The sequence below is a fragment of the Burkholderia sp. WP9 genome (assembly GCF_900104795.1).
Classification (GTDB): Bacteria; Pseudomonadota; Gammaproteobacteria; order Burkholderiales; family Burkholderiaceae; genus Paraburkholderia.
Genome location: NZ_FNTG01000002.1, coordinates 458,333 through 484,378, shown reverse-complemented (window position 1 = coordinate 484,378; position 26,046 = coordinate 458,333). Strand labels below are relative to the sequence as shown.

Here is a 26,046-nt window from a genome sequence, read left to right as displayed (position 1 = left end):
ATGGTAACCATATAGTTTCATCACTGCCTCGCAGTAATCGTAAGTCCTGGAGAGAGAAATGAAAGTGTTGAAAATCGCCCTGATCGCCTGCTCTTTGTCTGCTGTCGTCGCTCAGGCTCAAACGGCTCCCGCCGCCCCGCAACAGACCGCGCAAGCCACTGCGCAGCGCGACGCGAACGCGGATACGCGCGGCCGTGCCGCTGCGCCGGCAGCCAAAGCTGAAGAGTGCGTCGGGCCTGTGAGCTTCTGCAACATCTACTTCGGCAGCTAAGGCAGCGTCGCGCATCGCCCTTGAAATACGTGCAAGACCTGTCGCGAACATCTGACGCGCGACGAACTCCCCGGCCGCGACGCCGTCCTGTCGTGACGCCGCGGCGGGGGTGACAATCCGGCTATTGAGTGAAGCACACCGCAGACGTGCGCATCGGTAGGCCGGACTGGTGATTATGGAGAGACTGAGTTTTATGTACCAAGACCGGATTCGCTGCGCCTCGCTGCGCGGAAAAATCACTTCAGCCGCCGAAGCGGCGCTCCTGATTCAGGACGGCATGCGCGTCGGCGCGAGCGGTTTTACCCGCGCGGGCGATGCCAAAGCCGTTCCTGTTGCGCTTGCCGAGCGCGCGCGTCAGGAAGGCAAGCCGCTGCGCATTACGTTGATGACCGGTGCCTCGCTCGGTCACGATGTGGATCGCATGCTCACCGAGGCGCACGTGCTGGCTCGGCGCTTGCCGTTCCAGGTGGACAAGACGCTTCGTGACGCCATCAATCGCGGCGAGGTCATGTTCGTCGATCAGCATCTGTCTGAAACCGTCGAGATGCTGCGCGCGAACCAGCTCGGAAAACTCGACATCGCCATTATCGAAGCCGTCGCGATCACCGAGACCGGCGGCATTGTGCCGACCACGTCGGTAGGCAATTCGGCCAGCTTTGCGATTCTTGCCGACAAGGTCATCGTCGAAATCAATCTGGCTCAGTCGCTCGCGCTCGAGGGACTGCACGACATCTGGATTCCTGGCCGCAGGCCGCACCGTGAGCCGCTGCCGATCGTCCGTCCGCAAGATCGCGTCGGCACCAAAGCGATCGAGATCCCGCCTGAGAAGATCGCGGCGATCGTCATCACCGATATGCCTGACAGTTCGTCCACGGTGCTGCCGGCGGATGCCGAAACACAGTTGATCGCCGGTCATCTGATCGAGTTTTTCCAGCACGAAGTGGCGCACGGGCGCATGCCCCGGCAGTTGCCGCCGTTGCAGGCGGGCATCGGCACGATCGCCAATGCCGTGCTGGCCGGCTTTGTCGATTCGCCTTTCGAAGCCTTCGAAATTTACTCAGAAGTGCTGCAGGATTCGACCTTCGACCTGATGGACGCGGGTAAGGTAACGTTCGCCTCCGGCGCGTCGATTACGTTGTCGGCCACGCGCCAGGCGCAGGTGTTCGGCGAACTCGAACGCTATCGCGATCGTCTGGTGTTGCGTCCGCAAGAAGTCAGCAACCATCCGGAAGTGATTCGCCGGCTCGGTCTGATTGCGTTGAATACCGCGCTGGAATTCGACATTTACGGCAACGTGAATTCGACCCACGTGGGCGGCACGCACATGATGAACGGTATCGGCGGGTCCGGCGATTTCGCGCGCAACGCGTCGTGCGCGATCTTCGCGACCAAGTCGATGGCCAAGGGCGGTCGCATTTCGAGCATCGTGCCGATGGTGCCGCATTGCGATCACAACGAGCACGACGTGGACGTGGTCGTGACGGAGCAGGGACTCGCCGATTTGCGCGGGCTCGCCCCGCGGGAACGCGCCACGTTGATCATCGAAAATTGCGTGCATCCGCTGTATCGCGATGTATTGCGCGACTACTATCGGGAAGCATTGAAGGGCGGTGGGCAAACGCCGCATCAGTTGGATCAGGCCTTCGCCTTGCACACGCGGCTGCGTGATACCGGTTCGATGTTGCCGGCGCAGGAAGCGGGGCTTTAAAGTCGGACGGGTTTAACGTCAAACCGGCGTCAGGTGGCTTTCGCCCCTGACGCCGTGAGACTTCTCATGCGGCGCTCAGGTACCTCGCCGGATGAGGCGGATAAGAAACAATAGAATGACCGCGCCGATGACCGCGGTGATGATCGAGCCGATCCAGCCGCCGCCGAGCGAAATATGCAGCACGCCGGCGAGCCAGCCGCCGATGAACGCGCCGACAATCCCGACAATGATGTCGACGATCAGGCCGAAGCCGCCGCCCTTGACGAGCACACCTGCCAGCCAGCCGGCGATCGCGCCGATGATGAGCCATGCAATGATGCCGTGTTCCATAATCGAGACTCCATGGTTGAATGTGAAAAATTCACGGTGTCAGAGCTTAGTCGAAGGTTATGGGACAGTCCATATTCAGGACGCGGAATTAACATTGTCTAAATCTATTGCAAGCTAAGTGTAGACGATGCACGCGAATATGGGGAACTTACGCCCTATGCTTACTCAGGCGTCGGCTCCGCTTCTCTGGCCGTCCAGCTCACGCTGGAGACACTCTTTTCCATGCTGATGCGGCTGGCCATCTGTTCGAGCTTCGACTGATCTTTGGGATGCATTTTTAGCGTTGCCGTCACACGAATGCGTCCAGGGTCGTTTTCGACGTCTTCGCTCGTCAGGCTTTGAAACGACAACGGCGTCGAATACATGGAGTTGGAGACCGCGGTACGAATATGAATTTCGTCGGCCTCGCGGCAGACGATCGTCAGCACGTATTCGCGCACCAGGTCGGCGTTCGATACAGGCGTCGCGTTGATCATACGGCTGACTTCACGCAGCACGGTGTTGGTCAGCAGTACGACCACGGTGCCGGCCAGCGCCGGCCCGTAATGACCGGCGCCGCACAATACACCCACCGCCGCCGAGCACCACAAGGTCGCCGCGGTGTTGATTCCCTGAATGGAACCCTTGTCGCGCATGATCACGCCGCCGCCGAGAAAGCCGACGCCGGAGACCACGTATGCGGCGATCTGGGTGATGCCGGTCGTGCCGTTGCCGGTCAGCACGCCGAGCGTAACGAACAGGCACGCGCCGCTTGCGACCAGCGTGATGGTGCGCAAGCCGGCATTGCGCTGACGCATCTGCCGTTCAAGGCCGATCGCCACGCCACAGGCGAAGGCGGCGAGAAGCCGTAAGAGAAATTCGATTGTCATCGGTCTGCAAGGGTGAGGCGCGAGTTCGCACAGTGTGAACCTTGCGCGTGACACCGGCGCGTCCGTCCCGATGGGACAGGCGCGAGCAGTCGTGACGCAGCGCGCGAGCAAAGCGTCGCGACGCTCAAAGGCAAGGATGGCCGGCACGGCGTTCAGCCATGCGGATCTCACTGCAACTTGACTGGCAACAAGTGGGTAAGGGAATCAACGACGTGCACCGTCAGCCCGTAGGCAAGACGGCGACAGGCAAAGGCTGGCGCGGAAATCTTGCCGATCAGGCGATCGGGCGAATCGAAGCTCGACGGGTACTACTGCTACTGTCCAAGATCGTATTTCCGGATAAGTGAACTGGGCGGATTTTAGGCGCCTCTGCAAAATTAAGTCAAGCCACGATGAGGCGGGGCGACGAATGAGTTGCCCTGAATGTTTTGGGAAGTTTCCGTGCAAATCGGAGACCTATTCCCACACAAATACGGACTCCGAATGTTGACGGTATCCATCCCGGAAAACACACTGTCTGCATAACGCGGGCACTTGGTGCGGGCCTTGGCGCGTGATCCGCAGTTTTTTCCGGCGGTTCCGCTTACGCATTGTCCAGATGCCGTTGCGCCAGGATGCGCACTACGTGGCCGGTTCTTGGCGCTGCCTACCGCTTCTTTCCGTTTCCGCCGCCCATCCGAATTGAGGAATGTATGAAAGTTAAAGCTCTTGGTGTCATTGCCGGCGTGTTGATCGCAGCTGCTCCGCTCGTATCGTTCGCCGCGGCTTTGCCGGCGCCGTTTGAAGGTAGCAGCACGCTGCAGGCAGATGGCATCGTGAAGGCGGTCGATCAGGCAAACCATTCGGTCACGGTACTCGACGCGCAGGGCGGCGAAGCGTCGTTCAACGTTACCGATACGCGCAGTCTTGGGCAGATCAAGCAAGGCGGCAAGGTTCACATCCGCATGATGCGCAGTGCGGTGATAAGCGTCACGCGCAGTGCGGACGGGCAAAGCACGGCGGCCCAGTTTGGGCAGTCGAACGCGATTCAGAGCGTGACAGCCCGAGTCGAGGCCATTGACCATGCTTCCGGCATCATGGCGCTGAAAGGCGCGGACGGGTCGGTGTTCCATATACAGGGCCGCGACCCGGCAAAGACCGCGGGTGTGACGCCCGGCATGCAAGTGGTCGTGGCGTTCGCGCCGCAAGTCAGCGTGGCTGTGGCGCCCACGCAGTAACGGTGCCTCAATCGGGCTCGCCGGGCACGAGGCGCAGGCGCGTGATTTCGGAAGGCGCGCCCAAACGCTTCGGCGGCCCCCAGTAGCCGGTGCCCCGGCTCGTGTATACCCAGAGTCCGTTCAGCCGTGCCAGACCGGCGGTGAACGGCTGCTGAAACCGCACGAAGAAGTTCCACGGGAAGAACTGGCCACCGTGCGTGTGCCCGGAGAGTTGCAACGTGAAACCGGCTGCTGCTGCGGCCTCGGCAGAGCGCGGCTGGTGGGCGAGCAGTACCTTGATCAGCACGTCGCCAGGCGCACCGGCGAGCGCCGCGACCGGATCGCTGCGGTGCGACGGGTCGTGATGGCCCGCTGAAAAATCGGTCACGCCGGCGATCACGGCGCGTGCGCCGTCGTGGTCCACGATCACGTGCTCGTTCAGCAGGACATTCAGTCCCAGGCGCCGGAATTCGTCGATCCAGGCGTTGGCGCCGGCGTAATACTCGTGATTGCCGGTCACGAGAAAAGCGCCGTGGCGCGCGCTCAACCGTGACAACGGCTGCGTGTGTCGGGTCAGTTGCGGTACGCTGCCGTCCACGATATCGCCGGTGACTGCGATCAGATCCGGCTTGAGGCGATTCACCGCGTCGACGATTGCGTCCACATAGCGGCCTTTGATGGTCGGACCAACGTGAATGTCGCTGATCTGCACGATCGTGAAGCCGTCGAGCGCGGCGGGTAAATCGTCGATCGGCACTTCGATCGTTACGACCTTGGCGCGACGGCGAGCGTTGAACAGGCCGACAAGCGTGGAGAGCAGCGCGAGCACCGGCACAGCCGCTGCTGAACCGGTACGCCAGTGAGCGATCGCGATGGTGCTCGGCCAGATTGCGTCGACGGTCAGCAGTGAGGCGAGCACGAGGTCCCGCACGAAAGTCAGAACCAGCAGTGACGAGAAGAAGCCCATGGCCAGCAGACCGACCCACGCGAGCCGGTCGCTGAGCGGCTGTTGTTTGATGGTGCGCGCCAGCATGCCGAGCGGAATGATAAAGATCGACAGCACGAGCCACAGCGCACACAGCCAACGGCCGGCGGTATCGATCGGCATGTCCGGAATCAGACGCAAGCCGACGTAGATGTGCAGCAGGATGCCAATCAGAATGATGCGAACAAGAAACGATGAGCGGCGCATAGAGAGGATCAAGGCGGGAAGGGGCCGGCACGAGCAGAGGAGCGGCGGCTACTCGTCCGCTGCGGCAATGCAGTAATGGAACGAGCCGACCCATTCTACCGAGATGTGCAATCGCGTGCCGAGGGCGCCAAATTTGGTCGCGGGGTGACCAGCCGCCCACCGCCTGAAGTGCCCGAAAGGTACTGCAATGCACCATTAACGCGGCGTGCTTGACCCGTCCAGCCGGCTAATGCGGCGCAATTAAATGGGCTTTGAATTGTGCTCGGGCGTGAGCTATCCTGAAATAGAACCGGCTTGGATCAAAGCTAAAGCAAGGGCCACCGCGAAGGCCCCGCAGACCAGTAGCGGTTCTTTTTATCGCCGGCAGAAGGCGAGGCAGGAGGCGCAAATGAAGCTGCTCAGATCAGGCAACCCGTTCCGCCATGCGCACCACGCGCATCACGTCGGACGCGAGGGCAGCCATGTCATGCTGCCGCTCGTGGTCATATCGGTGATGGCGATCGGCTTGTACTTCGGCGTGCGCGATATCGACTTTTCCGAGTTGGGCAAAAGTGCGCTATTCGATGTCGTCATGCTCTGCGTTGCCCTCGGTATCGCTGGATTGTTTGGCGTCGTCGGGGCATGGGTCAGGTCAAGCGGTGACGACGCCGAAGAGGGCTTCTGTTTCATCGGCGCGCTGATCGGCGCCGTGGTGTTTTACGTGGCGCTCCTCCGTTGACCCTGCTCAACGGCGCCCGGGCGCCGTATGTCAGACGATCCGCGCGGCTTCGTCGAAAGCGAAGCGCGGGCTGCGCGGAAACAGCTTCGACGCGTCGCCGTAGCCCAGATTGATCAGGAAGTTCGACTTTACGGTCGTGCCGGCGAAGAAAGCTTCGTCGACCTTGGCGGCGTCGAAACCCGACATGGGACCCGTGTCCAGGCCTAGCGCGCGGGCGGCGAGAATCAGATAGCCACCCTGCAGCGTCGAATTACGAAATGCCGTGTCGGCGATCGCCTTGTCGTTACCCGCGAACCAGCTGCGCGCGTCGGCGTGCGGAAACAGCTTCGGCAGATGCTCGTAAAACGCCATATCCATCCCGACGATCACCGTGACCGGCGCTGCCATCGTCTTCTCGAGATTGCCTGCAGACAAAGCCGGACGCAGCTTCTCCTTGCCTTCCTCCGTTTTGACGAAGACAAAGCGGCCCGGGCTCGAATTGGCCGAGGTCGGGCCGAGCAGGACGAGTTCGATGAGTTGTTCGAGCACGGCGTCCTCGACGGGTTTCGCCTGCCAGCCGTTATGCGTGCGCGCTTCGCGAAAAAGCTGATCGAGCGCCTGGTCGGAGAGAATCATGTTGGGGATCCTTTGAAGGTTGCGTGTGGGGAATGAATACGACGGTCACGAATGGAAGCGCAAGTGGCGCGCGTGAGCGTCGTCCTGGTTGTCGCCATAATAGCCAGGGTTTTCAACCGCTCGCGCTTTGAGCGCGCGATCATACCAGGCAATCTCATGACGGATCTTTTCGCGCATTCTTCCGATGCTTTGCCGACGCCCGACGTCGACTGGTATCCCGATTGGCTGCCGCCCGCGGAGGCGGCGCACGCCTTGACGCAACTCGTCGAAGAAGTCGAATGGCGTCAGGACATGATGGGCACGCCCGCCGGCCGCGTGCCGCTGCCGCGGCTGACTGCGTGGCAGGGCGAACCCGACGCCGTCTACGTTTACTCGGGAATTCGCAACGTGCCGCAACCATGGACGCCGACGGTTGCCGAACTGAAGGCCGCCGCGGAGTCGGTTTGCGACGCGCGTTTTAATAGCGTGTTGATCAACCGCTATCGCAGCGGCACCGACAGCATGGGCTGGCATGCCGACCGCGAGCCCGAACTCGGCGCTCAGCCGGTGATTGCGTCGGTGAGCCTGGGCGTCGCGCGCACGTTCGACCTGCGGCATAACAAGACCGGCGTCGTGCAGTCTTTTTCGCTCAAGGGCGGCAGCTTGCTGGTGATGAAAGGCAACACGCAGGCGGATTGGCGGCACCGGGTGCCGAAGGAGCCGCGCGTAGCGGGCGAGCGGATCAATCTGACTTTCCGATGGGTGACGCCGCGCAGGGAGGGGCGGTAAATCGCCGGTCGATGGGGCGCCAATCTGAACCAGCGGCAGTTTGGGACAGGCGCCAGCCCCAAAGAAGCATCACCCACGTAAGCACATAAAAAAGCACAGAGCGGATTCCACGCCAGCCGCCATCAGCCAAACGACGCCCAAATCTCGCCCAAGCGCCGCGCTCCCACCGACATCGCGGTCTATACCAAAATCGATATCACTGACGCGAATCATTTGATTGGACGGTTAACGCCCCGCACACTACGCTACATCACGATCCACGCACCGTGAGGGCCGCAATGGCTGGACGGGTGAGATGGATCGCTTGAATAACAACGATCAGGAGACAGTCATGGCGAATTCACGACGCGCAGCATGTCGTGCGTTGAGCGCACTCGCACTCTGCGCGGGTTTTGGCGCGCTGACGCTGGCCGCGCCGGGCGCTTACGCGCAAGACAAACAGATTACCCTCGGCTTTGCCCAGGTCGGCGCGGAAAGCGCGTGGCGAACCGCCAATACCGAGTCGGTCAAGTCCGCGGCGGCGGACGCGAAGATCAAGCTCAAATTCTCCGACGCGCAGCAAAAGCAGGAAAACCAGATCAAGGCGATTCGCTCCTACATCGCGCAGAAAGTCGACGTGATCGCCTTTTCACCGGTGGTCGAGTCGGGCTGGGAGCCGGTTCTGCGCGAGGCTAAAGCCGCAAAGATTCCGGTGATCCTCACCGACCGCAACGTCGACGTGAAAGACACCTCGCTGTACGTCACGATGATCGGATCCGACTTCCTGGAAGAAGGGCGGCGCGGCGGTCACTGGCTCGCGGATCACTATAAGAGCGAGCAAGGCCCCATCAACATCGCCGAACTCCAGGGCACCGTCGGATCGGCGCCAGCCAACGATCGGCACTCCGGTCTGCTGGAAGTCATCAAGAACGATCCCAAGTTCAAGATCATCGCCTCGCAAAGCGGAGACTTCACGCTCGCTGGCGGCAAGCAGGTCATGGAGGCGTTCATCAAGACCTATGGAAATAAAATCAATGTGGTCTATGCGCATAACGACGATATGGCGCTAGGCGCCATCCAGGCGATGGAAGAGGCCGGCATGCATCCGGGCAAGGACATCACCATCGTTTCGTTCGACGCCACCAAAGGCGGCTTCCAGGCTATGGCTGCCGGCAAGATGAACGTGGACGTGGAGTGCAGTCCGTTGCTGGGACCGCAATTGATGTCGGCGGTGAAGGATGTGGTGGCCGGCAAGCCGCTGCCCAAGCGTATCCTGACAGAAGAGACAGTGTTCCCGATGAGCGTCGCTGCGCAAACGCTGCCAACACGTAAATACTGACATTAAGTAAATCAGGCTTCCTGATTGTGACAAGCGTGCCCGGCCGCGTAGACGAAAGAGTAGACGAAGGCGCAGCCGGGAAGCGCCGTACCGACAGATCGAAAAAGGTTTCTCCAGCGGTGCCTGGCCGTCCGACTGCTTGGGCAGCGGACGGCCTCTTTTGCGCGCAGCCCCGCTGGAGGCCGCCGAACCACGCACCGCCGATCGAGCGAGGCCTATGACGCATCACCCTTCCAGTTCAAAGCCGCTGGCTGGCGCCGCCGCAATCCTGCCCGGCGGCGCCGCGAGCGCACTCGAACCCGTTCTCGCCACTGCCGGCGTCAGCAAGACATTCCCGGGCGTGAAGGCGTTGCAGCGCGTCGATTTCCGCCTGTTCCCCGGCGAGATTCACACATTGATGGGACAGAACGGCGCCGGCAAATCTACTTTGATCAACGTGCTCACGGGCGTGGTCGCGCCCGAGGCCGGCACTATTCGCCTCGGTGGCAAGGTGGTGGCGTTTGCCTCGCCGCAGGAGGCCGAAGCGGCCGGCATCCGCACGCTGTATCAGGAAGTGAACCTGTGCTCGAACCTCTCGGTGGCGGAGAACATATTTGCGGGCCGGCAGCCGAAGCGCTTTGGCGCGATCGACTGGAACGACATCAAGCGGCGGGCTCAAGCCGCGCTGGCGCGCCTCGACGTGACGCTCGACGTCACCCGTTCGCTCGACGCCTATCCGATCGCCGTACAGCAGATGGTCGCCATCGCGCGGGCGCTCTCGGTCGATGCACGCGTGCTGATCCTCGACGAGCCGACCTCGAGCCTCGATGACAGCGAAGTTGCGCAGCTGTTCAAAATACTTCGGCATCTTAAGCAGTCTGGCATTGCGATTCTGTTCGTTACGCATTTTATCGAGCAGACGTATGCCATTTCCGATCGCATTACGGTAATGCGCAATGGCGAGCGCGAAGGCGAATATCTCGCACGCGATCTGCCAGCCGATCAGCTTGTGTCCAGGATGGTCGGCCACGAGCGCATGAGCGCGCGATTGCGCGAAGCGGCGCACGCAAGCCACGACGGCCACAACGGCCATGCAGGGCCGCAGGGTGCGCAGGCCGGCCAGCCGTTCATGGCGTTGCGCGGCGTCGGACGGCGCGGCTCGATGCAGCCGATCGACCTCGACGTGCAGCCGGGGCAGATTCTCGGCCTTGCCGGTTTGCTCGGCTCGGGCCGCACGGAAACCGCGCGGCTCCTGTTTGGAGCCGATCGCGCCGACAGCGGCACGATGCTGGTGGAAGGCCGGCCCGTGCGGCTGCGTTCGCCACGCGACGCGGTGCGCCACGGCATCGGCTATTGCGCGGAGGACCGCAAGAAAGAAGGCATCGTCGCCGAGCTGTCGATCCGCGAGAACATCCTGCTGGCGTTGCAGGCAAGGCGCGGATGGTGGCGCAAGATCAGCCGGCAACGCGCGCGCGAACTGGCTGATCTATGGATCGAGCGGCTCGGCATCAAGGCGTCGGACGCGGAACAGCCGATCGGCTTGCTGTCCGGCGGCAATCAGCAGAAAGCGCTACTGGCGCGCTGGCTCGCCACCGATCCCAGGCTGCTGATACTCGATGAACCCACGCGCGGCATCGACATCGCGGCCAAGTTCGACATCATGGATCGTCTGCTGGCGCTGTGCGCGAGCGGCCTGAGCATCCTGTTCATTTCGTCGGAAATCAGCGAGGTGCTGCGCGTCAGTCATCGCGTAGCCGTGTTGCGCGACCGCCGCAAAATCGCCGAAGTGAGCGGCCAGGCCTCCAACGAAGACAATATCTATCGACTTATCGCGGGGAGCGGCGAATGAAGCTATCGAACTGGATCGCGCGCGACGGCGCCGAGCGTCCGTTGATCTGGCCGTGCGTGACGTTGCTGTTGCTGTGCGGCCTGAACCTGTGGGTCAATCCGCATTTTCTGTCGCTGCGCATGCTCGACGGCCATCTGTTTGGGGCTCCGGTCGATGTGCTGAATCGCGCAGCGCCGCTGGTGCTCGTCGCAACCGGCATGACACTGGTGATCGCGACGCGCGGCATCGACATTTCGGTGGGCGCGGTGGTGGCGATCGCGGGCGCCGCCGCGGCCACCATTCTGGCGACCCAGCCGGTGGCGTCCGCCGGACTGATTGCGCAGGCGCTGCTGGCTGCGTTGATCACGGGTTTGCTGAGCGGCATGTGGAACGGCTTGCTGGTGTCCTTCGTCGGCATGCAGCCGATCATCGCCACCTTGATACTGATGGTCGCCGGCCGTGGCGTCGCGCAATTGCTGACAGCAGGGCAGATCATTCCGATCGGCGCGCCGGGCTATCTGTTCGTGGGCGGTGGTTACTGGCTCGGCGTGCCGTGTTCGGTCTGGATCGCCGCGGTGGCGGTGCTGGCCACCGCCGCGCTCGTCGAAGGCACGGCGCTCGGGCTTTTCATCCGCGCGATCGGCGTCAATCCGGTCGCCACGCGTCTGGTGGGTCTGCGGTCCAAGGCGCTCGTCTTCGCGGTGTACGGTTTCTCGGGGTTGACCGCGGCAATGGCGGGCATTCTCATCAGCTCGAACGTGCGTAGCGCCGATGGCAACAATGCCGGTCTGCTGCTCGAACTGGACGCGATTCTCGCGGTGACGCTCGGCGGCACCTCGCTGCTAGGCGGCCGCTTCAGTCTGGTGGGCACGGTGCTGGGCGCGCTGATCATTCAGACGCTGACTTACACCACCTATTCGATCGGCGTGCCGCCCGAGGCCACGCTCGTCGTCAAGGCGGCCGTGGTGCTGGCGGTGAGCCTGATCCAGTCGCCGGCGGCGCGCTCGCTCGCCATGTCGTTCGGCGTGTCGGTCCGCCGGTCGCTCGTCAAGCAACATGGAGCGGCGCAATGAGACGAATCCTCGAAGCATGGGCTCATATCGTCGATCCGCGCACGCTGCCGATTGCCGTCACGATCCTGCTGTTCTGCGCGCTGTTCGGCTTCGGCTCGGTGATGTACACCGGCTTCTTCTCGTGGCAAGTGCTGCTCGATCTGCTGGTCGACAACGCGTTCCTGCTGATCGTGGCGATCGGCATGACGTTCGTGATCGTGTCCGGCGGCATCGACCTGTCGGTGGGCTCGGTCGTCGCGCTGACGACCATCGTCGAGGCGGTGCTCTCCGAGCACATGCATTGGCCCGTGTGGGCGATCCTGCCGATCGTGTTGCTGATGGGCACCGTGTTCGGCGCGGTGCAGGGCGCGTTGATCCACTTCTTCCGCTTGCAGGCTTTCATCGTCACGCTGGCCGGCATGTTCTTCGCGCGCGGCCTGTGCTTTCTGATCACGACGCAGTCGATCACCATCACCGACGCGACGTTCCAGAAGATTTCGGCGTTTCGTCTCGACATCGGCGTCGGCTCGGTCACCGCCAACGTGCTGATTGCGTTCGTCACGCTGCTGGCAGCAATCTACGTCGCACATTTCACGCGCTTTGGCCGCAACGTGTACGCGATCGGTGGCAATGCGCGCTCGGCCTTGCTGATGGGCTTGCCGGTCGCGCGCACACGCGTCGGCGTGTATGCGCTGAGCGGCTTCTGTTCGGCGCTCGGCGGCGCGGTCTTCACGTTCTACGTATTGTCGGGCTACGGTTTGCAAGGGCAGGGCATGGAACTCGATGCGATCGCGGCGACCGTGATCGGCGGCACACTGCTGACTGGCGGGGTGGGCTATGTGATCGGCTCGCTGTTCGGCGTCGGCATTCTCGGCACGATCCAGACGCTGATCACTTTCGACGGCACGCTCAGTTCGTGGTGGACCCGCATCGTGATCGGCGCGTTGCTCTGCGCATTCTGCCTGTTGCAACGCCTGATCGAGCGTCACGCGAAATCAGTGGGGCGCCCTGGCGGCACCGGCGCAGTCGTGACCGCGGGACGCGAACGCGGGCACGCGGACGGATCGGCGCCGCCGGACTCGCATGTGATTGGACGCGCGCCCGAACAGGCGTGAGCAGTGCGGTGGTGCCTCACGCGCTGAGCTGCCGTCCTCGGGTTTCGGGCAGCGTCAACGCAGCGAGGATCACGACACCGTACGCCGCCGCCGCGAACACGCCGATCGCGTGGCCGAGCGTCATCGTTTGCGAGACGTAGCCGATCAGGAACGGAAACGTTGCGCCGATTGCCCGCCCGAAGTTGTAGCAAAAGCCCTGGCCGGAGCCGCGCATGCGGGTGGGAAACAGCTCGGTGAGGAACGCGCCCATGCCCGAGAAAATGCCGGACGCGCAGAAGCCGAGCGGGAAGCCGAGCACCAGCATCGACAGATTGTCGAGAGGCAGTTGCGTGTAGATCAGCGCAATCGCGCACGACGCCAGCGCGAACGCGATGAAGGCACGCTTACGCCCGATCCTGTCGCTGACATAGGCGCCGGTGAGATAGCCGCAGTACGAGCCGACGATCACCACGCCCAGATAGCTGCCGGTGCCGATCACGCTCAGATGCCGTTCGGTTTTCAGATACGTCGGCAGCCAGGTCGTCACTGCGTAGTAGCCGCCTTGTACGCCGGTTGCCAGCACCGATGCGCGCAGCGTCGTCCACAGAATCTCGCCACGGAAAATGTCGAGCAGCGAGGTGCGCGTTTGCGAGGCGGCCTGCGCCGCTTTCTGCTGCCGATGCACCTCGGGCTCGTCGACGAAGCGTCGGATCCAGATCACGAACGGCGCCGGCGCGATACCGATGGCGAACAGCACACGCCACGCGTAATCGGGCGGCACGAGCGAGAACACGGCCATGAAGAGCAGCGTGGAAATGCCCCAGCCGATCGCCCAGCCCGCCTGCACGAGGCCCACCGCTTTGCCGCGATCGCGTGCACGGATCACTTCGCCGATCAACACCGCGCCTGCCGTCCACTCGCCGCCGAAGCCGAGGCCCATCAGCCCGCGCGCCCATAGCAATTGCGCGAAATTCTGCGCCAGCGCGCAGGCCAGCGTGAAGACGGCAAACCAGAGAATCGTGATCTGCAAGGTTTTGACGCGGCCGATGCGATCCGACAGCACGCCGGCGGCCCAGCCGCCGAGCGCCGAACTCAGCAGCGTGACGGTGCCGATCAGGCCGGCATCCCCGCGCGTGATGCCCCATGTCGCGATCAACGTCGGAATGACGAAGCTCAGGAATTGCGTGTCCATCGCGTCGAGCACGTAGCCGATCTTGCAACTCCAGAAGGCGCGCTTCTCACTGCCGGAGATCTGCCGATACCACGCGAACGGGCCTTTCCCTGTGCCGGATGCGCCGTAAGTTTCAGCGTCGGCGGTCAACTGCGCTTCGGTTTCCATGCTTGCACTCCGGTCGTCTTGGGCCGCGGCTCGTCGCGCGGCAGGTGAGGGAAAAACGCGTTGGCTACAGCACCGCGAGCGTGGTGTTGGGAATGTCGGTCACGAGCATGTGTCCCGGCTTGTGAGCGATCGCGAACGGCAGACGCGCGCTTTCGATGGCGGCTTGCGGTGTGACACCGCAAGCCCAGAACACGGGCAGTTCGTCGCTGCGCACTTCGACGGCGTCGCCGAAATCGGGACGCGCCAGATCGCGAATGCCGATCAGCGACGGATCGCCGATATGGACCGGCGCGCCGTGCACGGCGGGAAAGCGGCTGGTGATCTGGATCGCGCGGATGGCGTCGGCGGCCTTCATGGGCCGCATCGACACGACGCGGTTGCCGCCGAATACGCCGGCCGCCACGTTGCGCTCGCGCGTGCGATACATCGGCACGTTGACCTGCTGTTCGATATGACGTAACGCGATGCCTTCGCGCCGCAACATTTCTTCGAAGGAAAACGAGCAGCCGATCGCGAACACCACCAGGTCGTCGCGCCACAGCTCGTCGAGACTGCGCACTTCCTCGGCGCGCTCGCCATGCCGGTACACGTAAAACGCCGGCACGTCGTTGCGGATGTCGAGATCGGCGCCGAGCGCGGGCACGCGCCAGTCGCCCGGTTCGCCGATGCCCAGCAGCGGACACGCTTTCGGGTTGAGCGTGCAGAAGCGCAGAAAATCGTCGGCGTATTGATGGGGCAGGATGGCGAGGTTGGCTTGCGCATAATCTCCGCAGTAGCCGGCGGTGGGACCGGACAATCGGCGAGCGCGAATCTGCTGACGAAACTCGGATGGCGTGTAGGACATGAACTGCTCGGCTCCAGGTAGACCGGTGTGGCTGAAAACACTACAGCGTTGCGACCCAGATTAGTAACGTCAAAAATATCCATCCAGCGAGTTTTTATTGCGTTTCGTTAAATTAAACTTAACAGCGCCGCAGCCGGTTTGCGGCGATGATCGCGTGCATTCCGCCGCTGTTGAGAGAGCTCCGCAATGAATACCCGCTTTGTCGAAACCTTTCTGACGCTCGCCCGCCTAGGCAGTTTTCGCGCGACCGCCACCGCCATGCACGCGACGCCCGCCGCGATTTCGTTGCGCATCAAAACGCTCGAAGCCGAGTTGGGCGTCGAGTTGATCGAGCGCGATGCCGCTGACTTTCAGCTCACCGCCAATGGCGAGCGGCTGCTCGCGCATGCGCGCTCGGTGGTGCAGGCCACGCGCTCGCTGCAACTGGCCGCGCAGGACGAGACGCAAGTGGCGACGCGATTGCGCCTCGGCGTGATCGAGACGGTGGTGCATAGCTGGCTGCCGGACTACATCCGGATGCTGAACCTCGAATACAACCGCATCGTCGTGGACCTCACGGTCGATTCGAGCGCGATACTCGGACCGCGTTTGCGGGCGGGCGAACTGGATCTGGTGATTCAGGTGGAGGAAACCGCGGAGCACGAGGCGTCGATCGTCTCGACCTTGCTGGCGAGCTATCCCGTGCGCTGGATCGCGCGCAGCGATCTGATACCGGCCAGCCGCGCGAAACATGTGCAGACGGTATTGAGCAAGCCCGTGCTGACGTTCGGCCGTGGCACCGCGCCTCAAATCGCGGTCGAAGGGATCGTGCAGGCGCTCGCAAAGCGCGCCGGCGTGCCGCTCGCGCAGACGCAGGTGACCTGCATGCCGTCGGTCGCTGTGATCGTGAAACTGCTGCGCGACGGTTATGGGGTGGCGGCCGTGCCCGCGTTATTCGTCGAGCCTTATCTGACCCGTGGCGAACTGGGCCAATTGCAGGTACGGCCATTGCCGCCACCGATCGACGTCGCGATGTACTACCGCGACGATGCCGACGTCGGTGTGCTCGCGGCATCCCGTGTCGCGCGCAACGCTTGCGATCAGTATGCGAAGGCGATGGGGCGGCAGTTGATCGGGAAACGCTGAGGCATGCTGACGAAAACGGCGTGGCTCATTCAGTGCGCCTCCAGACGCCGTCGCACAGTGGCCACGAGCCGATCGAACGGGAACGTGCTGGCCGCAAGCGCGGCGGTATCCGGAAAGTACTCGCGCGCAATGTCGGTCAATACCTGTCCCGGCGGCGCTTCGATCAGCACACGCGCGCCCATCTCCTGCATCACGGTGAGCGCGTCGAACCAGCGCACGGTGTAGCGCATGTTGGTCGCGAGATCGTCGCGGATCGCGTCCGCCGTGTACAAAGGACGTCCACCGCGATTGCCGACATACGTACTGTGCGGCGCGTGAAAAGGCACGTCCTTTGCGTAGGCGGCCAACTCGCCCGTGGCCTGCGCGAGCAGTTCGCAATGCGACGGCACGCTCACCGCGAGGCGCGTGGCCTTGCGCGCGCCGGCGGCCAGCGCGCGTGCGATGAAGGCGTCGAGCGCTTCGTTCGCGCCCGCTATCACGATCTGGCGCGGCGCATTCACGTTGCCGATGTAGACATGCTGGTGGTCTTCATCGGCATGCCGTACGGCGAGTGTTTCCACTTGATATTCGGTCAAACCGGATATGGCGGCGAGACCGTAGCCGGATGGGTAGGCCGTTTCCATCAGCTCGGCACGGCGGCGAACCATCTTCAGCGCATCGTCGAAATGAATCGCGCCGCAGCTTATCGCCGCTGCATAGGCGCCGACCGATAAGCCCGCGCTGATCTCCGGCACGAGCTGTTCATCGGCCAGCGCGCGCGTGAGCGCCACGCCTGCCACCGTCAAGCCGATCTGCACGGCGACGGTCGAGCGCAGAGCGTCCGGCGTGTCCAGTGTGAGCACATCGACGCCGAGCACCTGCGAGGCTTCCTCGAGTGTGTCGCGCACTGCATGATGCCGAGGCAGGCGATGCAGGAACCCATCGGTCTGCGCGCCTTGTCCGGGGAAAAGCAGGGCGAGCATCAGGCGTGGCTACCGTGGGTCGCGGTGGCCCACGGATCGGTAATCAGGCACGGGCCGCTCGCATGGCGTGCCATCACGCGCGATTTTCCCGCGGCCCATTCGGCCAGCGCCACGCCACCCGCGGGCGTTTCGAGTTGCGCGTCCACGCGAACGCCCACACGTTGCGCCAGTACCTGCAGGTGATCCAGCAATTCAATCGCGTGGTTTCGCGCGAGCGGTTTTTCGTCCATTCGGATGAGCAGATCGAGATCGCTCGACGCCGTCACCGTCGCCACGCGTGTGGCCAGTTCAAAGCCGGCGCTGCCGCTCGGGCCCCACGTCAACGCGGCTAACGGGCCGGCCGCGTCGTCCTGCAACGCGGCGAGCGCGGCGAGCGCGGCGAACGCGGGCAATGCGCCGCGCCCTTCGAGCGGGGTGCATGACGCCAGCGCTTCCGGCGACACGGCGCTCACTACATCCGCCGACGACGCCCACGTCCCGTAGCGTTGCGAGCGCCCGGCACCGCGCATACCGATTGCAACGAACCCTTCAGCCGCCAGTGCGCGTCTGACGACCGCATACGGCGCGCGTCCGAAAGCCTCGCGCACCCACGCCGGTTCGCCCTCGAAAGCCTGCAAATGTCGCAAGCGCAGCAAGTCATGCGGCCGCCACCGCGCACTGCACGACAACGCGTGGTCGATTGCAAACGGCGGCGCGGCGCACACCTGCATCACGCGGCATCCCATTGTTCGGCGAGACGGCGGCGCACTTCGATCGACGCCGCGCGGTTCTTCTGCGCCGCCGCCGATTCCAGCCGATGCGCGAGGTTGCGGCGACCATCGTCGCGCACGCTGCGAATCTGTTCGCTCAGAACTTCGCGCACGCGCTCGATCTGCGCGGCGTCGGGCGCGTCGGCATCGATGCCGTCGATCAACTGGTCCAGCAGGCCGAGCTTGGCGAACGACGCCATCGAGTACGACATCGGCACGATGGTTTCGCCGAGTGCGTCGAGTGCTTCGACCGTGCGGCGCGTGACGCGCGCGGCGGCTTCCTTGCCCATGGCGTGAACCATGGTGCCGGGCGCGTCGAGCGCGACGATGCGGTTGGCCTGATAACCGTGCGCGAGGAAGGCGCCCGACATCGCCGGTCCGACGATCAGCGCGATCACGGGATGACCCGCGTTGCGCGCGGCCGCGTAGGCGTCGACGGCCGCCGCACAGGCGAGGTGAATGCCGAGCATTTCCTCGCGATAGCCGTAAGCCTGACTTTTCACGTCGACGATCGCGACGATCGGGCGGCGTGTGCCGCTCGCTTCGTCTCGTGCAATGACGTCGCGCACGGCGCGAGCGAGCCGCCAGCCCTGTTCGAGGCCGACCACGTTGTCGGTGGCGCGAGGAAAGCGGTTTGATGGATCGGGCACCACCGAGAAGAAGTGGACGGTTTCGCCGCCGAGTTGCGCGTCGCCGCTCCACACGGGCGCCTGGCTGGCCGATTCGCCGGCGAGCGCCTGGAACCAGCGCGCGCCGCGGCTGAGTTGTACGTCGCTCATGCTTGCTCCTTGCGCAATGCGTTCTGCTCGTTCTGCGCCTGACGGTTGAACACGTCGCGCATGGTTTCCGGCGTGACGCTGGCGGGATCGATCCGCGCGAGCCGGTTCAGAAAAAGGTCGACCTGTTCGGTGCGATGCGCGGCCGGCACACCTTGCGTGAACGCGGAACGCACGGCGGCGCGCACCGCGTCGGCATCGTCGTCGACCAGTTGATCGGCGAGCGCGGTTGCCGTTCGCTGTTCGCCGCCGATCAGTTGCCACACGCGGCGGCGATCGCTGGCGTCGAGTTCTTCGATGCCGGCTTCCTGTTCGATCACTTCGGGGCCGTTCATGCCAAGCCGCCCCTGCTTCGTGACGACCAGATACGAGCACAGCGCAGCCGCCAGCGACATGCCGCCAAAGCAGCCGACCATGCCCGCGATCACGCCGACCACCGGCACATGCCGGCGCAGCGCGACGATCGCGGCCTGAATCTCGGAGATCACCGCGAGGCCGAGGTTGGCTTCCTGAAGCCGCACGCCACCGGTTTCGAACAGCACGACCGGCCGCACGATCTTGCCGTGTTCGCAGTCGCGCAGGGCCAGTTCGAGCGCCGCGGCGATCTTGCTGCCCGACACTTCGCCGATGCTGCCGCCCTGGAACGCGGATTCGATCGCGGCGACCACGGCGGGCTCGCCGTCGATGGTGCCGCGCGCGATCACGCAACCGTCATCCGCCTGGCAGACGACGCCTTGCAGCGGCAGCCACGGCGACTCGATCCGGTCGAACGGGCCGAGCAGTTCGCGGAAGGTGCCCGCATCCAGCAGCGAGCGGGCGCGTTCGCGCGCCGGCAGTTCGATGAAACTTTCGCGCAGCATCGGCGCGGGTTGAGTGCTCGCAACCGTGTTCATGCGTCGTCTCCCTGTTCGGCGGCTTCGACGGCTTCCGCTAGCCGCAATGCGACCACGCCGGGCGTCGCGCCGAAGTCGTTGATTTCGATTTGCGCGGCGCCGTCGTAGCGGGTGAAGAAGCGGTCGAGCACGCTTTTCCAGATGTGGCTGTAGCCGTCCACGCTGGTGCGCACGACCACATGCGCGCTCAGCGCGCCGGACGGATCGGCGGGCGAGAGCAATACTTCCAGGTCGCCCGAACCCACCACGCCGACATGCGCGCGGGTCGTGACGGCGCGTTGCGCCGGATAGTCGAAGGTCAGATGTTCCATGAGTCCTGGCTCCCGCTGGCGTCGTGATGCGCCAGCATGTCGAGAAAGAGAGTGGCGGCGAGCAGATCGGCTGCGCCGCCGGGCGATGCGTTGAGCGACAGCAATTCGCGTTCGAGCACGGCGAGGGCGGCGCGGCCCGCGGGCGTCGAGCTGCCTCCCGCGTCCAGTACGCGTTGCGCGCCGTGCTGTCCGGCGTGCAGGCCGGGCAACCCCGCGCGATGCAACAGGCAGGTGTCGTCCAGCAACGCCATGATCGAGAGCAGGGCGTCGACGCGCGCTTCGTTTTCGTCGATGCCTCGCGCGCGTGCCGCGAGCAACGCAGGCAAGCCCACGTCGACGACGTGCGGGAAGCCGTCTTGCGCTTCGCGGCGCGCGCCACCGACGTGGTAGCGCTGACGCGCGCGTTCGCCATGACTGTCTGACGGTGCGGCAAAGCGATCCGGGAAGCACGCGATCTGCGCGGCCCCCGTGCAGATTCGCGATGCGTTCAGACCCATGGCGCCTTCAGGCAGCGACGCGCCCGCGACCAGCAGCCCGACGATCCAGATCGCGCCGCGATGCGCGTTGCTGCCGCCCGTGGCGTGCAGCATGTCCAGTTCGCCGGCGCGGCCGATCTGCGCGAGCTCGGTGCGCAGCAACGCGGACGGTTCGCCCCGGCGGCGCGCTGCGCGTGCGAGTGCGGCAAAGGTCGGCTCGAGTGCGTTGGCCGAACGCAGCATGGTGGCGAGATCGAGGTCGCGATGCGCGCCGCTGCCGCGCCGGTCGACCAGCGCGGGCTTTGGCGTGAGTTGCGCTTCGTCGATCAGCGCGGAGACTGCGTAACGGGCGAGTTGCGCGTCGGAGGGCGTGGGCGCGAGGCGGGCGGTGCGCGGAGCGGTGTGCAGATCGGTCGTACCGTCAGCGGCGCCGGCAACTGCGGCCACTCCGGCCACTCCGGCCACTCCGGCAGGTCCGGCGCAAAGATCGGCCTGCGTCGCGCGTACTGCGCGAGCGCTCGGAGTCGAGGCTTGCGCCGTACGCGCGAGCAAAGCAGCGGGCGCCATGCTTACCAGCTCCTGAAGCGCGCCGGCGGTTCGTACAACCCACCCGACCACGTCACCAGATCGTCGATGCTACGTGCCGCCAGCAGCGAGCGCTTGGCCTCGCCGCGACGAATGCCGAGATCCTCGGGATACGCGACGATGCCGCGCCGGCGCAGCTCCGCGGTCTTCTCCGGTTTGGCGCGCAGCCCGATCGGCGTCACGCCGGCCACGGCGGCGATCGCCGCGCGCCGCTCGTCGATACCTTCGGCCTTATGCAGATGCGCGATGCCTTCCTCGGTGACGACATGGCTGACGTCGTCGCCGTAGATCATCACGGGCGCGATCGGCATGCCGCTTTTCGCGCCGACCGCGACGGCGTCGAGTTCATCGACGAAGGTCGGCTCGCCGCCTTTCTTGTAGGTCTCGGCCATTTGCACGACGAGCTTGTGGCCACGCGACACCGGGCCCTGATCGCGCAGCAGCTTGAGCCACGCTTCGGTCGAATGACGCCGGCCGCGCGGATCGTGGCCCATGTTCGGCGCGCCGCCGAACCCGGCCAGACGCCCCCGCGTGACGGTGGACGAATTCGCGTCCGCATCGATTTGCAAGGTCGAGCCGATGAACAGATCGACACCGTATTGCCCGGCGAGCTGGCAAAGCACGCGGTTCGAACGCAGGCTGCCGTCGTTACCGGTAAAGAAAACGTCGGGACGCGCCTCGATATACGCCTCCATGCCGACTTCGCTGCCGAAACAATGAATGCTGTCGACCCAGCCCGATTCGATCGCGGGAATCATGGTGGGATGTGGATTGAGCGTCCAGTTACGGCAGATCTTGCCTTTCAGGCCGAGCGACTCGCCGTAAGTGGGCAGCAGCAATTCGATCGCGGCCGTGTCGAAACCAATACCGTGATTCAGCGATGTCACACCGTACGGTTCGTAGATGCCGCGAATCACCATCATTGCGGTGAGCACCTGCAGGTCGCCGATATGGCGAGGATCGCGCGTGAACAGCGGCTCGACGGCGAACGGCCGGTCCGCCTGCACGACCACGTCGACCCATGAGCCCGGAATGTCGACGCGCGGCAATTCGTCGACGATCTCGTTGACCTGAACGATCACGATGCCATGACGGAAGGCGGCTGCCTCGGCAATGGTCGGCGTGTCTTCGGTATTCGCGCCGGTGTACAGATTGCCGTGACGATCGGCCTTTTCCGCGCACAGCAGCGCGACGTGCGGCGTCAGATCCACGAACATGCGCGCGTACAACTCGACATACGTATAGATCGCGCCGATTTCCAGCTGGCCGTCTTCGAGCAGTTGCGCGACCCGCAGGCTTTGCGGCCCGGCGAACGAGAAGTCGACTTTATGCGCGATGCCGCGCTCAAACAGCGTCAGATGCTCAGGACGGCCAATGCTCGAAATCAGCAGATGCACGTCGTGGATCTTTTGCGGATCGACCTTGGCGAACGAGCGCGACAGGAAATCGGCCTGCTTCTGGTTGTCGCCTTCGAGGGCGACGCGGTCACCTGGCTGAATCAGCGTTTCGAGGGCATCGACGATACGGTTCGACGGCAGCACGCCGTCTTCCAGCCAGGGTGCGATGGCGGCGAGGCGGCGGTTCTTTTCATCCCGGCGCGTGGTCCACGAACGGGCGGCGGTGGGGGGCGACACTGCGGACGCAGCGGCTTGGGCGGGTCGGTTCATCGGCTTCTCTCAGCTCCCGGTGGCGGCGCGCGGGCGTCTGCCGCGCGGCTTGGGTTGATTCGCTAGCGCGGCTTCAGCCTGCGCGCGCTCGGTCAAAAAACGATAAAGCAGGTCGCCCGTGCCCAGCAGATGCGCGACAACCAACGCCTGCGCGGTGGGCACGTCGCGGCGTTGCACGGCGTCGAGCAGGGCGGCATGTTCATTGTCGGACTCGCCCTTGTACGACGGCAAGCCGAACTTCAGGCGTAGATATCGTTCGCCGCGCCGGTGCAGCGTACCGATCATGTCGGCAAGCTGCGGACGCGCTGCGGGCGCATACAGGCTCATGTGAAACGCCACATTGCGCTCGACATACAGCGAAGGGTCGGCTTCGCGTTCGGCGGCGCGGCACAGACCGGCGCTTTCGCGCAGCGTGGCGGCGGTGTGATGGGGAATCGCAAGACCGATCGCAAGGCTTTCCAGCGCCGAGCGGATCTCGTAGATCTCGCGCGCTTCTTCCGCCGACAAAGGGGCGACGGTCGCGCCTTTGTGTACAGCGGCTTTGGCCCAACCCTCGCTTTCCAACTGCCGCAAGGCCTCGCGCACGGGAATTGCGCTGACTGAGAAATGCCGCGCGATCGCGTCTTGCCGCAGCGGCGCGCCAGGCGCCAGCGTGCCGTTGACGATCGCCGCACGCAGCGCCTCCGCGATCAGGTGGGACGTGCTCTCACGCGGCGCGGCCGCGGGTAAAAGCGGGCTTTGCGCCGGGGCGTCCAGGGGAAAACCATCTATTGCATCGCTCATAATATTAAATATTATATATGAAAAGACGCGAATTACAGGTGGGCAAACCCGCAAAACATTTTTGCCGCTCTGCTCGCCAATGCTCCTGACCCGTCGTGCATGGACGCCGTCAGGTCATCACAACCGCGCCATCTCTCGTCATTGCCGTTACGTACATTAACCGTTGGGCCGGAGGAGCATGATGAATTCACTAACCGACCGCACGTCGGTCACGCGGCGTCGCACGCCGCTCAACCGTTCGCAGATCGCAGGCTTCTGGGGAGCGTGGGCAGGCTGGACGCTCGACGGGATGGACTCGTTCATCTATGCGCTCGTGCTAACGCCGGCGTTGACCGAACTGCTGCCGCGCTCGGGTTATGCTGCGACGCCGGCGAACGTCGGCCTCGCCGGTTCAATCCTGTTCGCGCTGTTTCTGGTCGGCTGGGGGCTGTCGTTCATCTGGGGGCCGCTCGCCGACCGCTACGGCCGCACCAAGGTATTAGCCGGCACGATCTTCACGTTCGCGATTTTTACGGGCCTCGCGGCGACCTCGCACAACGTGTGGGAACTCGGCATCTATCGTTTCATTGCCGGCGTCGGCATTGGCGGCGAGTGGGCGCTGGCCGGGACGTATGTGGCGGAGGCGTGGCCGGAAGATCGCCGCAAGATGGGCGCCGGTTATCTGCAGACGGGTTACTACGCCGGCTTCTTCCTCGCTGCGGCGCTGAATTACACGGTCGGCGTGCATTACGGCTGGCGCGCGATGTTCCTGACCGGCGCGGTGCCCGTGGTGGTCGCGATTCTGATCCTGCTGCGCGTGAAAGAGTCGGAGAAGTGGCAGAAGGCCGAGGCGCGCACGGTGCGCACCAAACCGCTGCGCGAGATCATGGGACCGGCGTATCGGCGCCGCACCTGGGTGGCCTGCATTCTGCTGACGATCGCCATCATCGGGTTGTGGGCCGGCGCGGTGTACGAGCCGTCCGCCGTGATTCAACTGGCGACCAAGGCCGGCATGGCCAAGAACGACGCGATCAGAACGGCCTCGCTGGCCACGGGCTTGTTGTCCATCGCGACGATCCTCGGCTGTCTCGCGTTGCCGCCGCTAGCCGAGCGCATCGGCCGCAAGAAGACGCTGGCGATCTACTTCCTCGGCATGGCGATCGCGATCGTCGGCAGTTTCGGCTGGGCGTTTTATTTGCCTAACGGTCTCGCGCCGTTCATTGCGTGGCTGTTCGTGCTGGGATTCTTTGGCGGCAATTTCGCGCTGTTCAGCTTGTGGCTGCCGGAGCAGTTCGAAACACGGGTGCGAGCGACGGCGTTTGCGTTCTGCACGTCGTTCGGGCGGTTCGTCGGCGCGGGCGTCAATTTTCTGCTCGGCGCGGCAGTGCTGCATATGCATACGCTCGGCGTGCCGGTGGCGCTGACGGCGCTGGCATTTATCGTCGGTCTGTTCGTGATTCCGTTTGCGCCGGAGACGAAGGGCGAGGTGTTGCCGCAGTGAGCTGGCGGCTTGGCTGAGCAGGGTGAGGCTGGCTTCGCGCATGATTGCGTGCGGTCAGCCTCCGCCACGCGCGGTTCAATCAATTGATTGTCGGCATGCATCTCATTTCGTGAAACTAATTCGGTATCCAGATGAAGTTGGTCGAGAACTTCTGCCCGGTTACCGGCGATTAATCGCACGAATGCCGTCGCGCCCGTCCACCCGGCCGCAGCAACGAAAGCAGCGGCCACCCGAGATTGACCCCCAGGCTTGCGACCACGATCAACGCCATGCCGGCAAGCTGCGGCATCGATAACGCCCGCCCGTACACAACGGCATCCACCAGGATCGCCGTCAACGGGTACACGAACAGCAACACGGCAATGATCGGCGTGCTCAGCTTGGGCAACGCGCCGTAAATCAGCACATACGACAGTCCCGTATGCAGCACGCCCATGCCGACCAGCCAGAACCACTGCATCGGGCCGATATGCTCAGCGGTGAGCGGCGCAATGAACGGCAGGCACACGACGCCCACGGCACACTGCGCGAGCGTCAGCAGATGCGGCCGTAAATCGCCGAGTCCCTTGGCGATCAACGTAACGCTCGCATACAGCACCGAACCCGCGAGCGCTTCCCGAATGCCGATCAGATAGCTCGTGTGGCCTTGCAGATGCTCAGTGGCCGCAACGCCCGACGCGAGCACGAGTCCCACGAAGGCAGTCGCAATCCATCCGAGCCGGTCCACGCCGAGCCGCTCGTTGAACAACGCCGCGCCCATCAGCACGACCCAGAACGGCTGCACGTGAAACACCACGGTAGCGACCGCGATGCTGGTGCGATGAATCGCATCGAAGAACCCGACCCACTGCGTGACCATCAGCACGCCCGAGATCAGCGCGAGCGCGACGGTGCGTCGTGTGAAATGCGCGTGCGTGAAGAAGCCTTTCCAGGCGCAATACGCGGCGAGCGCGAGAAAGCCGAACAGGCAGCGAAAGAACACCAGCGTCAGCGCGCCGAGCCGCGCTTCCTCGACGAAGATCCCGATGGTGCCCATCAACAGCCCGCCGCTGGCCAGCGTGATGGCGCCTTGTTGACGTTGGGTGAGGGACATGCGCAGCGGTCTCCGTGATGGGATG

General features: G+C 64.1%; 27 protein-coding genes. 12 read left to right on the top strand and 15 right to left on the bottom strand.

Annotated elements, in window-relative coordinates; translation table 11 throughout:
* The first annotated feature begins 58 nt into the window (after positions 1-58).
* Both BLW71_RS23455 and scpC read left to right on the top strand, forming a co-directional pair.
* A complete protein-coding gene (locus tag BLW71_RS23455; RefSeq protein WP_091802252.1) occupies positions 59-271 on the top strand; it encodes a hypothetical protein in 213 nt (70 codons plus the stop codon).
* A 193-nt stretch (positions 272-464) separates the two neighbouring features.
* The gene (gene scpC / locus BLW71_RS23450; RefSeq protein WP_091802249.1) at positions 465-1,979 is read left to right on the top strand and encodes a succinyl-CoA:acetate CoA-transferase ScpC; all 1,515 of its coding nucleotides are present in this window, start codon (positions 465-467) and stop codon (positions 1,977-1,979) included.
* Positions 1,980-2,054: 75 nt separating this feature from the next.
* Here the strand turns inward: scpC and BLW71_RS23445 are convergent, their stop codons facing one another.
* Complete coding sequence (locus tag BLW71_RS23445; protein WP_007176844.1) at positions 2,055-2,309, bottom strand: GlsB/YeaQ/YmgE family stress response membrane protein; 255 nt, start codon at positions 2,307-2,309, stop codon at positions 2,055-2,057.
* A gap of 161 nt (positions 2,310-2,470) precedes the next feature.
* Positions 2,471-3,178: an MgtC/SapB family protein gene (locus tag BLW71_RS23440; protein ID WP_091802245.1), complete on the bottom strand. Its 708-nt coding sequence runs from the start codon at positions 3,176-3,178 to the stop codon at positions 2,471-2,473.
* Positions 3,179-3,336: 158 nt separating this feature from the next.
* Here BLW71_RS23440 and BLW71_RS23435 point away from each other — a divergent pair, with 158 nt between their 5' ends.
* Together BLW71_RS23435 and BLW71_RS23430 are read left to right on the top strand one after the other, a co-directional pair.
* Positions 3,337-3,525, top strand: coding sequence for a hypothetical protein (locus tag BLW71_RS23435; RefSeq protein WP_091802241.1), 189 nt, complete (start codon positions 3,337-3,339; stop codon positions 3,523-3,525).
* Between the two features lie 345 nt (positions 3,526-3,870).
* Complete coding sequence (locus BLW71_RS23430) at positions 3,871-4,395, top strand: hypothetical protein (RefSeq protein WP_091802238.1); 525 nt, start codon at positions 3,871-3,873, stop codon at positions 4,393-4,395.
* Between the two features lie 7 nt (positions 4,396-4,402).
* Here BLW71_RS23430 and BLW71_RS23425 read toward each other — a convergent pair whose 3' ends face one another.
* Positions 4,403-5,566: a metallophosphoesterase gene (locus tag BLW71_RS23425; RefSeq protein WP_091802235.1), complete on the bottom strand. Its 1,164-nt coding sequence runs from the start codon at positions 5,564-5,566 to the stop codon at positions 4,403-4,405.
* Between the two features lie 388 nt (positions 5,567-5,954).
* Between BLW71_RS23425 and BLW71_RS23420 the strand changes: the two genes are divergently transcribed.
* A complete protein-coding gene (locus BLW71_RS23420) occupies positions 5,955-6,284 on the top strand; it encodes a hypothetical protein (protein WP_091802232.1) in 330 nt (109 codons plus the stop codon).
* A 30-nt stretch (positions 6,285-6,314) separates the two neighbouring features.
* Here the strand turns inward: BLW71_RS23420 and BLW71_RS23415 are convergent, their stop codons facing one another.
* Positions 6,315-6,899, bottom strand: a complete 585-nt coding sequence (locus BLW71_RS23415; RefSeq protein WP_091802229.1) for a malonic semialdehyde reductase — start codon at positions 6,897-6,899, stop codon at positions 6,315-6,317.
* 156 nt (positions 6,900-7,055) lie between these two features.
* Between BLW71_RS23415 and BLW71_RS23410 the strand changes: the two genes are divergently transcribed.
* The 5 genes from BLW71_RS23410 (at position 7,056) to yjfF (ending at position 12,959) form a co-directional block, all read left to right on the top strand.
* On the top strand, positions 7,056-7,667 hold the full coding sequence (locus BLW71_RS23410) for an alpha-ketoglutarate-dependent dioxygenase AlkB family protein (protein ID WP_091808758.1): 612 nt from the start codon (positions 7,056-7,058) through the stop codon (positions 7,665-7,667).
* A gap of 331 nt (positions 7,668-7,998) precedes the next feature.
* A complete protein-coding gene (locus BLW71_RS23405) occupies positions 7,999-8,985 on the top strand; it encodes an ABC transporter substrate-binding protein (RefSeq protein WP_091808755.1) in 987 nt (328 codons plus the stop codon).
* A gap of 217 nt (positions 8,986-9,202) precedes the next feature.
* The gene (locus BLW71_RS23400) at positions 9,203-10,813 is read left to right on the top strand and encodes a sugar ABC transporter ATP-binding protein (RefSeq protein WP_286162078.1); all 1,611 of its coding nucleotides are present in this window, start codon (positions 9,203-9,205) and stop codon (positions 10,811-10,813) included.
* Positions 10,810-11,865 (top strand): ABC transporter permease, encoded by a 1,056-nt coding sequence (locus BLW71_RS23395; RefSeq protein ID WP_091802227.1) that lies wholly within the window; start codon positions 10,810-10,812, stop codon positions 11,863-11,865. Before BLW71_RS23400 ends, BLW71_RS23395 begins: the two co-directional genes overlap by 4 nt.
* Entirely contained in the window at positions 11,862-12,959 is a 1,098-nt protein-coding gene (yjfF, locus tag BLW71_RS23390) for a galactofuranose ABC transporter, permease protein YjfF (protein ID WP_091802224.1), read from the top strand. Before BLW71_RS23395 ends, yjfF begins: the two co-directional genes overlap by 4 nt.
* A gap of 16 nt (positions 12,960-12,975) precedes the next feature.
* Here yjfF and BLW71_RS23385 read toward each other — a convergent pair whose 3' ends face one another.
* Both BLW71_RS23385 and BLW71_RS23380 read right to left on the bottom strand, forming a co-directional pair.
* The gene (locus BLW71_RS23385) at positions 12,976-14,277 is read right to left on the bottom strand and encodes an MFS transporter (protein ID WP_177205108.1); all 1,302 of its coding nucleotides are present in this window, start codon (positions 14,275-14,277) and stop codon (positions 12,976-12,978) included.
* Between the two features lie 64 nt (positions 14,278-14,341).
* Positions 14,342-15,121: a putative hydro-lyase gene (locus BLW71_RS23380; protein ID WP_091802221.1), complete on the bottom strand. Its 780-nt coding sequence runs from the start codon at positions 15,119-15,121 to the stop codon at positions 14,342-14,344.
* A gap of 186 nt (positions 15,122-15,307) precedes the next feature.
* Here BLW71_RS23380 and BLW71_RS23375 point away from each other — a divergent pair, with 186 nt between their 5' ends.
* Positions 15,308-16,246 carry a LysR family transcriptional regulator gene (locus BLW71_RS23375; protein WP_091802218.1) on the top strand — a complete coding sequence of 313 codons (939 nt, stop codon included), beginning with the start codon at positions 15,308-15,310 and terminating at the stop codon, positions 16,244-16,246.
* A 29-nt stretch (positions 16,247-16,275) separates the two neighbouring features.
* Here the strand turns inward: BLW71_RS23375 and mdcH are convergent, their stop codons facing one another.
* The 8 genes from mdcH to BLW71_RS23335 all read right to left on the bottom strand — a co-directional run bounded on the left by mdcH (position 16,276) and on the right by BLW71_RS23335 (position 23,448).
* Entirely contained in the window at positions 16,276-17,208 is a 933-nt protein-coding gene (gene mdcH, locus BLW71_RS23370) for a malonate decarboxylase subunit epsilon (RefSeq protein WP_091802215.1), read from the bottom strand.
* On the bottom strand, positions 17,208-17,918 hold the full coding sequence (locus BLW71_RS23365; RefSeq protein WP_091808747.1) for a malonate decarboxylase holo-ACP synthase: 711 nt from the start codon (positions 17,916-17,918) through the stop codon (positions 17,208-17,210). Before BLW71_RS23365 ends, mdcH begins: the two co-directional genes overlap by 1 nt.
* Positions 17,918-18,736: a biotin-independent malonate decarboxylase subunit gamma gene (mdcE, locus tag BLW71_RS23360; RefSeq protein WP_091802212.1), complete on the bottom strand. Its 819-nt coding sequence runs from the start codon at positions 18,734-18,736 to the stop codon at positions 17,918-17,920. The genes BLW71_RS23365 and mdcE overlap by 1 nt, the downstream gene beginning before the upstream one ends.
* Positions 18,733-19,626 (bottom strand): biotin-independent malonate decarboxylase subunit beta, encoded by an 894-nt coding sequence (locus BLW71_RS23355; RefSeq protein WP_091802210.1) that lies wholly within the window; start codon positions 19,624-19,626, stop codon positions 18,733-18,735. Before BLW71_RS23355 ends, mdcE begins: the two co-directional genes overlap by 4 nt.
* Positions 19,623-19,937: a malonate decarboxylase subunit delta gene (locus BLW71_RS23350; RefSeq protein WP_091802207.1), complete on the bottom strand. Its 315-nt coding sequence runs from the start codon at positions 19,935-19,937 to the stop codon at positions 19,623-19,625. Before BLW71_RS23350 ends, BLW71_RS23355 begins: the two co-directional genes overlap by 4 nt.
* The gene (locus tag BLW71_RS23345) at positions 19,925-20,869 is read right to left on the bottom strand and encodes a triphosphoribosyl-dephospho-CoA synthase (RefSeq protein WP_502686854.1); all 945 of its coding nucleotides are present in this window, start codon (positions 20,867-20,869) and stop codon (positions 19,925-19,927) included. Before BLW71_RS23345 ends, BLW71_RS23350 begins: the two co-directional genes overlap by 13 nt.
* Before the next feature lie 113 nt (positions 20,870-20,982).
* On the bottom strand, positions 20,983-22,665 hold the full coding sequence (gene mdcA, locus BLW71_RS23340) for a malonate decarboxylase subunit alpha (protein ID WP_091802201.1): 1,683 nt from the start codon (positions 22,663-22,665) through the stop codon (positions 20,983-20,985).
* Between the two features lie 9 nt (positions 22,666-22,674).
* On the bottom strand, positions 22,675-23,448 hold the full coding sequence (locus BLW71_RS23335) for a GntR family transcriptional regulator (protein ID WP_091802197.1): 774 nt from the start codon (positions 23,446-23,448) through the stop codon (positions 22,675-22,677).
* A 181-nt stretch (positions 23,449-23,629) separates the two neighbouring features.
* Here BLW71_RS23335 and BLW71_RS23330 point away from each other — a divergent pair, with 181 nt between their 5' ends.
* Positions 23,630-24,928, top strand: a complete 1,299-nt coding sequence (locus BLW71_RS23330; protein ID WP_177205183.1) for an MFS transporter — start codon at positions 23,630-23,632, stop codon at positions 24,926-24,928.
* A 169-nt stretch (positions 24,929-25,097) separates the two neighbouring features.
* On the opposite strand, the gene BLW71_RS23325 is transcribed toward BLW71_RS23330, so the two are convergent.
* Positions 25,098-26,021, bottom strand: coding sequence for a DMT family transporter (locus BLW71_RS23325; protein ID WP_091802191.1), 924 nt, complete (start codon positions 26,019-26,021; stop codon positions 25,098-25,100).
* Between the last annotated feature and the right edge of the window lie 25 nt (positions 26,022-26,046).